Genomic DNA, 14,233 nt, shown 5'->3' on the forward strand with positions numbered 1-14,233 from the left:
ACCCCACTAAGCTTTCGCCTAGTGGGGCTTATTCTTACTCGCAGCAATCCGGCTACTAATAGGTGCTCCCTGCATCTATTCCTTGATAGTACGCTGATTCCTTCAGCACTGTCCGTATCATCGCCTTCCTAGCGGTGTCCTCGGCAATCCAGCCCGTTAGCTATCCTCGCTAACTCCCATCGCTTTTTCCTTAAGCGGTGTCCCTGAACCTATCGTCCTGATAGAAAATGCCTTAGTCCGTTAAGCGTCCATTAACTTTCCTTGGTGTAACCATCCTAGTTACTAGCGTCCAGCTAATGTCCTTTGCTTTCCTTGCCGATTGTTCTTCCTAAACAATCGAATCTTCGTCCTGAAGATGACCTATCCTTGGGTCTTTCCTGTTCCGTGTCTGCTCCCTGCTGACAACTTAAGATTATGCCAGTGGCAAATTTTAACAATGGCGGATTTTTCTCTTAGTAGATACCATCGTAGCGACAAAAAATTAAAACCACTTAAAATACATACACATAGAAAGAAAAAGCAACAATCTCCATGTCATTATCAGTCATTAAACTTACGCATTTGTAAGAGATATCGCACAAGCAGAATAGTCATTTGCGACCATCCTAAAACCAGATGGCCACGAAGATATGTGAGGCTTATCGAAATAAAATCGAAGTGGCTTGAATCAAACATAGCTAAAGTCTGATTTTACTGGACTATCTCCGCGGAAATTAGGATATTATTAGCTGATCTGTATCACACTACTTTTATAAGTCCCCTACACCGGGTTTTCTTTCCTAGAGGAATGATTGAATGATTTCTAAATGGGCACAACGCTTTTACCAAATGGCTGTTCTTGTCGGCTCATGGAGTAAAGACCCTTCTACTCAAGTGGGTGCTGTCATCACTAAACAAAATCGCATCGTGTCTGTTGGCTTCAACGGCTATCCACACGGCATTTCCGATAGTGCAATGACCGATGAAAGGGAAATGAAATATCTCAAAACACTGCACGCAGAAGAAAATGCTATTTTGTTCGCCAAACGTGATTTGGATGGTTGTGAAATATGGGTAACGCACTTCCCTTGCCCAAACTGCGCAGCAAAAATTATCCAGACAGGCATCTCAGCCGTTCACTGTCCAGAACAAAGTGAAGATTTTCTATCACGCTGGGGTGATAAGATAAAAATCAGCCAAGATATGTTCCTTCAAGCTGGCGTAAAGGTAAACTGGCTACCGCTTGAAGACCTATAGGCCAACCTGCAGTCGCTCAAAAGTATCAAAAAGCTGTTGTGACTTGTATGGCTTAGGCAGATAGGCATCCATTCCAGCCTCAAAACAGCTGTCTATCTCTTCCGGCAGAACACTGGCCGTCAAAGCAATAATTGGTGTTCTGCTTATTTCCTGCTCCGTTTCCAACGCCCGAATGCGACGCGTTGCGGTCAGTCCGTCCATGACGGGCATCATACAATCCATCAGAATCGCTGTGTACTGTTGTCCTGACTCAAACAAATTTACTGCTTCAGCACCATTACTGGCTATTTGGTAATCCACCCCAACGCGGCTGAGAAAGAAGCTCGCGATTTTTTGGTTCATCAGATTATCTTCGACGATCAAAATACATCGGCTTTCACTGGAGTGATATGCTCTACTTTTCCTCCGTTCAATCTGAGTGGTATTCACATGAATACCGTTGAGTGCTTTGTCAATCGCAGTCTCAAAACGGCTACCCAAAAAAGGAAGTGTTAGATTAGATGACACAAGAGGTTCGGAATCAGGCAACATGAACAAGTGATGCTGAAAACCAATAATTTCTGAGAAATTAAACCGCGCTCTGAGCGATGCGAGATCACGTCGAGAGCTATGATGGGCATGATAACAATAGAAGATAAGATCAAACGGCTCATCCAACACAAGCGCATCATTGGTGATGTTTAAAGTGGTGACACTCAAACCGAAACGTTTGGATTCACTCTCGATTAAAGAGGTGTATTGGCTGCCATTTGTAATACACAACGCTTTGCCTTTCACTTTATCTCGACTTGACTCTACGGCTGAATGGGCTGGAATAGAAAAATGAAAACGGCTTCCGACGCCGAGCGCGGTGCTAGCAGTGATGCGTCCCCCCATCAGCTCTGCAATTTGACGACAGATAGCCAAACCTAAACCTGTGCCACCATAGCGCCGAGTAATACTACTATCTTCTTGGGTAAACGGCTGGAAAATCTCATCTAGCTTATCTTCATTGAACCCCACCCCCGTATCCGCAATACCGCAATCCAAATACGCTTTTCCATCTTCAGTCACCATAGTCATGGTGACTGATACCGCGCCATCTTGAGTAAACTTCACCGCATTACTCAATAAGTTCAGCAAAACTTGTTTATATCGAAATTCATCAATGTAGAGGCTGTCCGGTATATTGGGAGAAAGTATCACGCTAAGCTCTACCTGTTGTTTTAGCGCCTTGGTACTCACCATATTCATTGCTTCAAAAACAGATTCGCGAACATCGGCATGGCTAGGCGATAAGGTCAGGTTGCCGGACTCAATCTTCGATAAGTCGAGAATATCGTTAATAAGGATAAGCAGAGCATGTGAAGACACATCAATATCGCTCAGAATCTCTTTCTGTGAAGGCGTTAAATGACTGTCAGACAAAATCTCCGTCATACCTATGATACCGTTTAAAGGGGTTCTAATTTCATGCGACATGTTGGCCAAAAATACGCTTTTGGCTTGATTGGCCGCCTCGGCACTTTCCTTGGCTATTACAAGCTCCTGTTCATAGTCCTTCTGCGCTTGAATCATATAGTTGACGCTGCGAGCAAACTTAGAAAACTCATCGTTACCATCCTCTGGGACAAATTCTGCACGGCCATGGTTACGCATACTCCCCATAACAGCAAGGATCCGTGCCAGCTTGGCATTGATTCTGTAAAGGGTACTCGTCCCCCAGAAAAACATCACGGCTAACACCAAGAAGCCACCGATGGCTAAAGACAACAGCGCATTTTCGCCTCTTTTAATGTTCATTTGGAGTTCTTCATGAAGCTCAGCGGAAAACACAGCAAGTTGTTTTTCCACTAACGCGTTACGCTGCTCAATCGCTAACGCGAAATCCTCCAACCTGTCCTTACTTCCGGGAGTAAGCAACATATGTTGCTTGTAATGACTACCACGCTGAAAATCGCGACTGGTAAAAACATCGAGTAGCCTATGGATTTGCTCGGAGTCGTCGCCCAAATCAATAAGCTTATCTAGGTGAAATTGCTGACGCTCGCTGATCTTAAAATAGTCCGCCGCATAGCCCGCATATGAGAGACGAACACTTCTTATTTCCTGAGCGAGCCAAGCTTCCTGCTCCATCCAAAAATATAGCCAGTTCAGGTCACTCAAGACAAGATCCAGCTGATGTACTTTGCGCTCAAGGTTGTGGTTTTCTATCGATTGAACCTCGTTATATAACTGATACAAAGCCGCATAGATCAGCCGTCCTAACGCTAAGCTTTCACGCGAATTCACTGTTTTCAGTTGTGGCAGCAATGCGTTGAGCTTTTCAATGTAACTCAAAGTTCTATTGGAGGCATTAACACCATAATGTAAGTGTTCTGATGTATGCGCCGCATCGGCGGCTGAATTCAGAGATTGCTGCGCCATGTCAAACGCGCTCACCGCACTCTCACCTCTAATTCGATAGTCCAACGCTTGATACACATATCTGGAAAAATCAGATAAATGTCTGACTGTCTGATTTTTCTCACTAATGACAGCGTAGCTGTAAAGTCTCTCCTGAATACGAGTCACCGTATTCACGGTGAATATCAGGATCACCAATGTAGGTATCAGACATAAAATCAACAACCGGCTTTTGATTGATATGTTAGTGAGGAGCATGAAGACTCGTTCCTTCGAATCATTTTTTGAACCACTAGACTGTTAATACTAGTTGATATTAAATTTGGTTCTTATAATCCAGACCAAAATCGAGAGAATTTTTCGATCTGCACAGGATCTTTTTGCGCAAATGTTCGCTGTCCTACACCGTTCTTTGTTTTCCATCTCTAGCATGCCGTGGTATATCGAGCGGCATTTTTAAGACAAACTACCAACCCAGTACAAAGGGGTTAATTCACGCGTCAAAGCCGATCAGCCTGAAAAGTGCTCGCTAGTATTATTTCACGCACTAAATTAATAAATCTATTGAGGAGCAAAGGGAAGCAGGTCAAAAAACGTGATCAACAGTCAATGCACACTACCTCACAAAACAAGTGAAACGTTTGCTTAACTAGTTAAATTCATTTGACCAGACTTTTGTTTACTTTTTCAGTTGTTAACGCGTTCCAATTCAAATTATTCAATGTTAATTTTTTAAAATTTTCATTATTTTTGAGCTTTGAGTATTTTTCTACGAAAATTAAGTAATAGACTTAAAAAATGTCAATAGGTTAATTTAAGCATAATTTACGTATTCTGGACCACGATGTTAGCGATTTGCTCTGTAATTAATTTTTCTAGCAGAATAAGATTTTAGGTATTACAATCCTGCCGCATAAAAATTACATAAATAAAACACTTTTTTATCTCTACTCACTCCCCCTACACAGTGAAGTAGAGTCAGTCCCCAAAACGTGAAAGGTCCAAACAAACAATGAGTCCAGAGAAACACCTCCTTGACTGGCAAACTAGCCAAACGATTGCGGAAACTATCTCTCCCCTACTTGGTCAACTTTATCGCGAAAAAGGCGTCGAAGTTCTACTGTTTGGTAAAACTCTGGTGAATGCAGCGACCATAGACATTATCAAAACGCATCGTCTTGCTCGTCGCTATACAGGAACGCCACTTTCAGCGGAGCAAACATTACCGCTGATCAAAGCACTATCAGAAATGGAGCTATCGCCATGTCGTATTGATGTGGGCCAATTAGCGCACCAATTCTGGAAAGGTCGCGATGACGAACACGGTGTCAAAGACTTCCTGCATTCTTCTCTGATGGGCGCAATGAACGGTGAAACCGTCACTGAGCCTCGCGATGTCGTACTTTATGGTTTTGGTCGTATTGGCCGTTTGCTTACTCGCCTATTAGTCGAAAAAAGTGGCCCGGGCTACCCATTGCGCCTCCGCGCTGTCGTAGTACGCGGCGGTAAAAAAGGTGACCTAGAAAAACGTGCAAGCCTACTTCGCCGTGACTCAGTGCATGGTCAGTTCAATGGCAGCATCGTCGTCGACGAAGAACGCAAAGCGATCATTGCTAACGGCAACTACATTCAATTTATTTACGCCAACAAACCGGAAGACGTCGACTACTCAAGCTATGGCATACACAACGCTCTGGTTGTCGACAACACAGGCGTTTGGCGCGACGCAGAAGGGCTAAGCCAACACCTTGAATGTAACGGTGCAGAAAAAGTCCTTCTTACTGCTCCAGGTAAAGGTGACATCAAGAACGTTGTATTCGGTGTTAACGACAAGGTGATCGACGCCGAAGATACCATCATATCTGCGGCAAGTTGCACCACTAATGCCATTACGCCAATTCTGAAAGCAATGAACGATAAGTATGGCGTTGTCTCTGGTCATATCGAAACGGTTCACTCATTCACCAATGACCAGAACCTAATCGATAACTTCCACTCAGGTGAACGTCGCGGACGTAGTGCCTCTCTGAATATGGTACTCACCGAAACAGGTGCTGCAAAAGCAGTAGCAAAAGCGCTCCCTGAACTTGCTGGTAAGTTGACGGGTAATGCGATTCGTGTCCCAACACCAAACGTGTCCATGGCGATCGCTAACCTAAACCTAGACAAAAGCACAGACAAAGAAGAACTGAACGCTTACCTGCGTGAAATGGCGCTGGCGTCTGAGCTGTCTGCACAAATTGATTACACAGAGTCAACCGAAGTCGTTTCTACCGACTTAGTCGGCTCACGTTTTGCTGGTGTGGTTGATGGTGCTGCGACTATCGCTCAAGACAACCGCTGTGTTTTGTACATTTGGTATGACAACGAATTCGGCTACAGCTGCCAAGTTATCCACTGTATGGAGCAGATGATGGGTGTTCGTTACAAAACTTACCCATCCAAATAACCGAATATCGTCCCTGAGTTCAATCGGGGGCAAACCTCCACAACACAACTATAACGATATACCCCCGTACTTGCCGTTTTCATCTGAGAACGGCTTTTTTTGTTTAAGAGTGTTTCATTCATCTTTCATTCATTTCCGATTGTTTAGTATTTGTATTAAAAGAGAGGTATCAATTATGAATAGAGTGATGTCGAGCGTACTTGCGCTGTTTATTGGCTTCTTTACCATTATCATTGGCCTGATTCTCGCGATACCCCTTACTATCGCGGCACTGATTACTGGAAAGAAGATTGAGAGGGCGATTAAGAAAAACGCCAACACGGCTCAGCAACAATCAAAAGGTTCAGTGCTGGAGGGAGAGTATGAAGACGTATCAAAGTAAAACAGACAAACTTGAATACATGATGCGTAAAAAAATTGCCTTGGTCTTTTATGTTGCAGCCGCAGTCACAGCAGGACTGGTTGGCTGCAGTTCGCCGTCCAAAGATCCAGCGTATGAAAAGGCGGACACACTACCCAGCTACCAACAAACAAGCTTTGAAAGCTATGTAGCGGACACAAAAGCATGGCTGACGAACAACCGCTTGTTTATGACAGCGGATCATCAAGAGGAATTGGCACAAGTCCTACCACACGAATATCGCCCAGCCTCGCCGAACGGCCAAGGTGTACTCTTGGTTCATGGCTTAGGAGATTCACCTTATTCTTTCACTGACATCGCGACTCACCTCGCGGAACAGGGTTATCTAGTCAGAACCATTTTGCTTCCCGGACATGCAAGCAAAGTTGGAGACCTTCAGTTACCTAGGCTTGCTGATTGGCAAGGCGTTGTAAAGCATCATATTGATCTCCTAAAAAAACAGACCGATTCCATCTGGGTTGGTGGTTACTCAACAGGGGCAAACCTTGTAACCTCTGAAGCTTTGAACGACCAAGACATCAACGGTATTCTGCTTTTTTCTCCCGCTTTTGAACCCGGTTCGTCTACCGTTAAGTTTGCTGAGTTAGCAAGCTACTTCGTTACCTGGGCAGACCAAGATCCTGAAGATAATCCATTACGTTATAACTCCTTGCCAATGAATGCAGCGGCCGTCTACTATCAAACGTCTGCCGTCGTGAGAGAGCAGCTCGCTACCACCCACTACAGCAAACCCGTTTTTATGCTCATGAGTGAAGGCGATCGTGTGATCAACACTCAGTATTCGATTGACATCTTCTCCCACCGAATGCACAACCCTAACAATCGTTTGGTTTGGCAAGGCGAGCAAGATCTTCCGGAACCGCGTTCGACACGTTTCAGCATGAAGCTACCAGAGCAACGAATTTCCAATGGCTCTCACATGGGACTCCTGTTCTCTCCGGAGAACCCTAACTATGGCGTGAACGGCACAAACGTCATCTGTTCCAATGGTCAGGAACAAGCACAGGCAGAAAAATGTGTACAAGGTGAACCAGTTTGGTACTCGGCTTGGGGCTACAATGAATCAGGCAAAGTTCATGCGCGTCTAACATACAACCCTTACTTCGATGAGAGCATGCAAATCATGGACTCTGTTATGGCTTCTCGAATTTGATCACCAGCCCCCCTCTTCTGACGTATCAGGATAGGTAAACACCCCTTTATTTCTGGGGCTCCTACGTTTTTTCGACTAAGCTGGAATTATTGATTGCAGTTTATTGAAGTGTTTGTTAATAGTTTTAACAAACACATAAAAACGAAGGATTGACAGATGAGCAATGGTCAACGCGATATAACACTACGCTTTCTAGCTGAACCTGGGGATGTCAATTTCGGTGGTAAAGTCCACGGTGGCGCCGTCATGAAATGGATTGACTTGGCCGCTTATGCGAATGCTGCTGCTTGGAGTGGCAAGTACTGTATCACCGCTTATGCGGGGGGTATCCGCTTTGTTGCGCCGATACATGTCGGTAACTTAGTTGAGGTCAGCGCCAAGGTCATTTACACCGGAAAAACATCAATGCACATTGCCATTGATGTCCAAGCAAGTGATCCAAAAGAGCTGAAAAATCGCCTAACGACGCATTGTATTGTCATCATGGTGGCGGTGGATGGGGAAGGACAACCTTCACCTGTGCCAGAATGGGTACCCGAAACCGAGGACGACATTGAGCTGCGGGATTCAGCGATTCGATTGATGAACATGCGCAAACAAATAGGTGAAGAAATGGAAGCGCATGTAAAGTATTTGAAGTAATTATTCTGCGTAAAAAGAGGCTAAATGCCTCTTTTTGGCCTTTATTGGTCAAATTTATGTCAACACGGCTAACCTGTCATTTTTCCTTCATCTTTATTTGATTAAATCCGCAATCGATTAGGTAGAAGGAAGGAGATGGTGTGAACCTCATCCAAACAACACTTAGCGAAACAACACTGTCTAACCCAAAAGCTGTCGAATACCAATGGGTTCGCACCATGTATGTGGAAGGCTATGCAGAACAAGAGATTAACCATTACATTCAAACCTGTTTTGGTGGTGATGACACCTTCGCTGATTTGTTTCGTAGAGTCGCGCTTTCTCAGGAAAGCATCTACGTTCTTCTTCAGTATCTGGGTTGTGCCCCTTCTAACCGTGAATTTTGACAGATTTACCCACCGTTTTTCATAACAAAATACCACTCAGGCAGGCATGACATCAGGTCATCATTCTCCTTCTTTACACGCTATCAAGTGCAAAGACCATATATTTTGGACCAAACCATATAGAGTGATCCTTTGCCACTCCCTAAAACGTTCAACGCTGATGATACGCAATAGGCAACACCTAACTCTATAGTGACGCTCAGTCGATGCGGTCTTTGGTTAACAGTGTCGTTCGCTCTCCTTAGCGCATTTTGTGATGCTTATGGTCGCATATGACACCCGCATACTATAAAATTCATCAATAACCTATTGTTAAATAATTATTTTTAGGAATTCAATGAAGCCCCTTATTTCGCTGCTTACCCTGTTATTGACCTTATCAGGATGCAACAGCACACCTAAGCCCGTACTGATCAATGAGATCAAGTTTAAAGACAGTGCTTTCGAGCGCTGTATTAAAAAACTTGATGTTGAAGAAGTCGCTCAAGTCACCCATATCATCTGTAATTACGGTGATATTCAAGACGTCAGTGAACTGGGCTATTTTACCCAAGCTCAAGATGTTCAGTTTGTTGAAAACAATATTGAGCGTATTGATCTGTCTTCACTTCCACAACTCAAGCGTTTAACAGTATCAGGGAATGGCTTAACGACCATCGATGTCAGTTCCAACCCTCAACTTGAGTTTATTAATATCTCCAGAAACGCGTTGACCGAGCTCGATCTAAGCAATAACCCCAAACTAGCCGGCTTATATGCCTATCAAACTCAGCTTGAAGAACTGGAACTAGGACATCTTACTGAGCTGAAACGTCTTGGTGTCAGCCAAAGTCAGCTAACCGAGCTTGACCTAAGCCAAAGCTATAAGCTTGAAGAATTGATTGTCACTGGGGCGAATTTAAAGGAGTTGGACGTCTCTCATTTAACTCGCCTCAGGCATTTGGAATTGCCGAATAACCAGCTCAAACAGATAATACTCAAGACGCATCCTCAGTTGGTTATGCTCAATGTACGCAACAACCAGTTGCAAGATATCAACCTTTCAGGCGTTAGCAGGGTCAATAGAGTGATGGCCAGCTTCAACCAACTCTCGGCTATCAATTTATCGGCACTTCCGCTACTTCATGATGCAGAGTTGAACAACAATAATATTAGTCAGTTAGATGTTCAATACAACAAACAACTGACACGCTTGCTGGCATTCAACAACCCTCTGGTAAGCTTTACACGAGATGACGACCAAGAGATCAAGTACCTGTCGATTGAGGGTACACCCGTGGCTAAAGCTCACTTTGAGGACGATGCATTAGGGGCCGTCATTCCGACGGTAACGGTGCTAAAAGGTGGTAAGAAGCCATCCATTAAAGATAACTTTAGGCCGCTATATAGCCAAATCATTGCCCCTGAATTGGGTGACTTTATCGGCTTTCAATATAAAGTTACCACCAATAGCAATCATGGTAGGTCAGAAACCTTTCCTATTACAGTCCGAGTCACTCATCCGCCGATTAAGTCAGCAGGCAACCAGAAAACGTTCACTGTGAGCAGTTGGCCGGATACCATGTTCGAACATGACCGTAATCAGGCGTTATGGCAATTTTCCAGCCCAGAAGAATTGGTTGCAGGCGTATGGACCTTTGAAATCATTTACCAACAGCGGGTGTTGGCAGAGCATAATTTTGTTGTACAAACCGACGATGAGTCAGTGTTCGTCGACGCCGCTCAGCGTGATCAACCATTTAAACTATTCGATAGCGTCATCGATGGAACCAATATGCTGTGTCATGACGAACGTTTCTATCAATGTCTGAATATAGAATCGGCGCAAGCTTGCCATAAAACACTTGTTCCTTTCGAGAGTGACTGCAAAGCCAAAGCACTAAAGCAGACGCATCAGGTTTTTCAGTATCGTGTCGGTAATACGCTAGAACAGCTTAAACGATATGATACTTTCTATTTAGCCTGTCTCGCCGAAGGTAAACTAGAGCAAGTCGATGGTGACATGGAACAGTTTGCAAACTGTTTGCTTGCCGATTAGTCGCTTTACCCTGTTGATTAGACAAACGTTTAGCAATAAAAACGTCATTGGCTTTGCTTAGTTTTTGCTTTTTACTAGCCAAAAACATCGGAGCCAATGGCTTAAATACATCAACGCTCCATTTTGCTATCACCGCTATATTGCATGGCCTTTGGGCCTGTGGGTTTGGTAGTGATGAACCAAATCTCCCTCGGCTTCTAGGGCCGCGTTGACCCGTAACTCAAGGTCGTCTGGTTTAGGATCCACGCGCCAGAAAAACTTGGCGGGTTCACGCTTAAAAGAAGAGCTAGTGATCACTGCGCTTTTGCCATGGTCCATAAAGGCGAGGATTTGCGCCAGTGGATAAGTGGTGTCGGCTTCGTCATGAAAAGTGAGCTTGCCGGTATCAATGCCAACAATCGCCATCGGGCGGTAGCCATTTTGCTTTTTGTTTTCAAACTGCAACACAAGGTTAATACCAAGATGGTTTTCAATTAACCCCATTTTGTCAAAGTAGGCGGCCCCGACTCGGCCATGGCGCCAGCTGTAAACAATTTGCCGTTGGCGGTCAAAATAGATTTCCGCATCTCTGGGTTTGAGAAAAAAAAGCATCCACATAGACACAGTTATCATCCACATAAAACCTAGAAAAACAATGCTGTCTATAAAATAATCTAGCTCTCCTATGATAGATTGCGCCGCCATATAGGTGAAAAAGGTAACCTTTCCTTCCCCATTAAGCATGGCTTTTTGATAAGTTTCCATCTTATTCATATCATAGATAGGTTCATACCCTGTCCTTCGATATTCTTGAATACGTGCGATGGTCTGATGAGCGTCTTCAGCTAACGAGGAAAAATTAGGCCATGAGTCAATCGTAAAGTGAGTAGCCAAAATCGACAGCATCAGCATCCATGGCACAATATAATAGTTGCGCCGATTATGGTAACCGGTTCTTATAGTTAACAGCTTATCATCCACTGAGACAATGGGGTCAAAGGGGTCGTCCATAGGCACCACAGTGACCTCAGAACGAAACTCCTGCCACCACTTAGAAAAAGGCTGGGCTTTGGTGGTGAATAGCCCAATAAAACGACGCTCCATTATTTATCCTTAATACTTGTCGTTCGGGTGTTCATTAACCATACCTATCAACTGGCGTTTAATACTGCCTGATGAGGTTAGCATACGTTTAGGCACCATCAGTGACGGCTCTGGCTCGTAACACCATTGCAGGCTAAGGTCACTCGCGAGCCCGCGGTTTTTTCCAAATGAGCACTCTACTTCCACGGTCAAATGTAGGCCATCCTCTTTAAACTCATGCTGTTTCGGGTTGTTGAATGCAGCAAGCAAGGCGTGTTTAAAAGCCTCGGTCATGGGCTCGGTTGAGGCAGGGCCCGATCGGGTGTAAACCTTTTTGACCATGGTGCCATGAAGCTGAGAAATGCCCATTTTAAACTCAGGTAAAACAAAACGGAACGTATAAAGCTTATCGGATTTAATCACTTGTGGGGAGAGAGTGGTCTTGTCTATTTTTAACTGCGGCCAGTAGAAATAGTTAATAAACTCTTGTGATTCAATCTGCAATGCCGTTTCAAGGTATTGTTTTTTTCCCTCATCAGTCAAAGATTGTATCTTCTTTTTTCTCAGTATTACGTTCTTAACTTTTTCAGCATCAGTAAAATCGGCCCAAAATGAGTAGTACTTACTTTTCCCCCAAAAACAGCTAAACAGCAGATTCTCTAACTCGGTTTTCTGAAAACGAGCGATGGTGTAACCACTTAAGAATAGGCCCAGCATCGCGACACTGAAAAACGCCCAGCCAACCGGGCCAGAGGCAACAGATCCTATCACTAACAGGCTTGCTGCCCCACCGATTAAGTACCCATCTCGTAACCCAATATTGCCACTTCGATTGGCAGTGGAAGCATCGGTAAAATATATCGCCGCGACCATTAAATTCGCTCCAACGACTAACCCCCTAACCGGCACCTTAGCCACTTGGCCTTCAACATGCTTGCTGTACGCCATAATATTCTCTAATCCAAGTTTATTGGCCAGATGGACACCTATTGTGGGGAGATATTTTTCCACCGTTTGGGCTCTGAGCACTCGATTAAACCCTGAGGCCAGCGCATTAGTGGATTTAGCGCCATACTTGGTGAGAGCGGCACTGTCCGCTGCCAACGCCAACAATGTTGAGCCCATTTTACCCATCGTATAGAGCACATCCTTATCATTGATGGGGTCAAGCTCGGCATACTCTTGTTGCGAGGCCAAATCGTACATGGCTAACACATTGTAGTAAAAAGACCATGCCGCAAAACCAACATCAACCAACGCGCCCGCGAAATGCAACGAGGTTTTCACTTGGCTGTTTTCAAAATAAATCTTTGTTTCTATGGGGCTCGATGGCGTTATTTCTAACTCAAGCAGTTGTAAAATACGTGTCTTTTTCGCATTGGCTTTGACTTGCGACCAATCGAGCAACTGCTCATGCCAATTGATTTTTGTCTTATTCCACAATGTAGCAGCCCTGCCCTGCTTGGCCCGCTTGCTCAGTGATTCTTCCATTTCATCCAGTGACACTCGAACTCTGTTTCCGTTAATCTTTACCCCCAATATCGCATCCAGTATCTTGGGGAAAGTCGTCCGATAGAAACGCTCAAGCCCTGCATTCGCTGCAATTTTAGACCACTTTCCTGCTTGTTGACCGACATAAGAAAATGCCACAGGAATACGCGCTAAAAAGTGACCTAGGGAAATGAGCATATACTTGGAGACATAGGCCGACAGTTCACGCCAATCACCACCTTGGCATTGGGTAAAAATGAGCCTTGCGCCTTTAAACATAATTCCCAGAGCGTTATCGTTAGGAGTAAGAGTATCGGTGACGAAGGCTTGGCCAACCCAATCGTCCATCGTATCCATACCGTGCTCGCTGGCGGTAACACCTTCAAACAGAGTGCCGAGTAAAAACAGTAACTTGGCCAACTCCAGCGCTGGATTTACAATCCCCTCTTGGCGAAGGTCAAAATAATGGTGCAGGTAACAGGTGAGCGAGCCGACTTCGTTTGTTGCCCCCTCTCCAGCGACAAAATAATCCATCAGCGCCAGCCATTGCTGTGTCTGTTTCGACACCTTATCCATTTTGAGTTGACTTTTCTCTAAAAACTCAGTGAGCGCTTGGGTATCTAAGTTTTCTTGCGCGGCTTGACTCACTTGTGGCACAGGGCTGTCGATACAGGCTTTTGCATAAGTGCCTATCGTTAATGGATAGAGATTGTTTTCTCGATAAGCTTGACCTTCAGCGATGGTATTTTTGAGGTTATGGGCAATATCGCGCTGGCGGCCAACCGGGTCAAACAACACCACTAAGGTGCCGTCTTTTTTCTCACTGTGGCTTTTTTGCATGGTTTCAGCCAGCTCATCAGCAGCAAGGTGATAATTGTTGGCTGTGGTAAACACATCCAAACCGTATTGACTGGGTTTGTCTTTGTTCTTATCCGCCAACCATTTGGTATCTGGGCTGCGGTAGTCCTCA

At 44.6% G+C, this 14,233-nt stretch carries 9 protein-coding genes and 1 pseudogene; 7 read left to right on the top strand and 3 right to left on the bottom strand.

The features are described from left to right. Positions 1-795: 795 nt before the first annotated feature. Complete coding sequence (locus OH455_RS21905) at positions 796-1,236, top strand: dCMP deaminase family protein (protein WP_045976283.1); 441 nt, start codon at positions 796-798, stop codon at positions 1,234-1,236. On the opposite strand, the gene OH455_RS21910 is transcribed toward OH455_RS21905, so the two are convergent. Further along, on the bottom strand, positions 1,231-3,879 hold the full coding sequence (locus OH455_RS21910; RefSeq protein WP_269982789.1) for a hybrid sensor histidine kinase/response regulator: 2,649 nt from the start codon (positions 3,877-3,879) through the stop codon (positions 1,231-1,233). The two genes, OH455_RS21905 and OH455_RS21910, sit on opposite strands and share 6 nt — an antisense overlap. Before the next feature lie 754 nt (positions 3,880-4,633). Between OH455_RS21910 and OH455_RS21915 the strand changes: the two genes are divergently transcribed. From OH455_RS21915 to OH455_RS21940, 6 genes are all read left to right on the top strand, one after another. After that, positions 4,634-6,070, top strand: coding sequence for a glyceraldehyde-3-phosphate dehydrogenase (locus OH455_RS21915; RefSeq protein WP_269982790.1), 1,437 nt, complete (start codon positions 4,634-4,636; stop codon positions 6,068-6,070). A 175-nt stretch (positions 6,071-6,245) separates the two neighbouring features. After that, positions 6,246-6,452, top strand: coding sequence for a hypothetical protein (locus OH455_RS21920; RefSeq protein ID WP_045976286.1), 207 nt, complete (start codon positions 6,246-6,248; stop codon positions 6,450-6,452). A 19-nt stretch (positions 6,453-6,471) separates the two neighbouring features. Then, positions 6,472-7,644 carry an alpha/beta hydrolase gene (locus OH455_RS21925; RefSeq protein ID WP_269982794.1) on the top strand — a complete coding sequence of 391 codons (1,173 nt, stop codon included), beginning with the start codon at positions 6,472-6,474 and terminating at the stop codon, positions 7,642-7,644. Between the two features lie 156 nt (positions 7,645-7,800). Next, positions 7,801-8,286, top strand: coding sequence for an acyl-CoA thioesterase (locus OH455_RS21930; protein ID WP_206371924.1), 486 nt, complete (start codon positions 7,801-7,803; stop codon positions 8,284-8,286). Positions 8,287-8,426: 140 nt separating this feature from the next. Further along, positions 8,427-8,672 carry a hypothetical protein gene (locus tag OH455_RS21935; RefSeq protein WP_269982791.1) on the top strand — a complete coding sequence of 82 codons (246 nt, stop codon included), beginning with the start codon at positions 8,427-8,429 and terminating at the stop codon, positions 8,670-8,672. Positions 8,673-9,009: 337 nt separating this feature from the next. Next, positions 9,010-10,710 (top strand): DUF3859 domain-containing protein, encoded by a 1,701-nt coding sequence (locus OH455_RS21940; RefSeq protein ID WP_269982792.1) that lies wholly within the window; start codon positions 9,010-9,012, stop codon positions 10,708-10,710. Positions 10,711-10,845: 135 nt separating this feature from the next. Here the strand turns inward: OH455_RS21940 and OH455_RS21945 are convergent, their stop codons facing one another. Both OH455_RS21945 and OH455_RS21950 read right to left on the bottom strand, forming a co-directional pair. Beyond that, entirely contained in the window at positions 10,846-11,793 is a 948-nt protein-coding gene (locus OH455_RS21945; RefSeq protein WP_269982793.1) for a hypothetical protein, read from the bottom strand. A 9-nt stretch (positions 11,794-11,802) separates the two neighbouring features. Continuing rightward, positions 11,803-14,233 (bottom strand): annotated as a pseudogene (locus OH455_RS21950) (hypothetical protein); the annotation flags it as partial.

The organism is Vibrio sp. T11.5, from assembly GCF_027587155.1.
Classification (GTDB): Bacteria; Pseudomonadota; Gammaproteobacteria; order Enterobacterales; family Vibrionaceae; genus Vibrio; species Vibrio neptunius.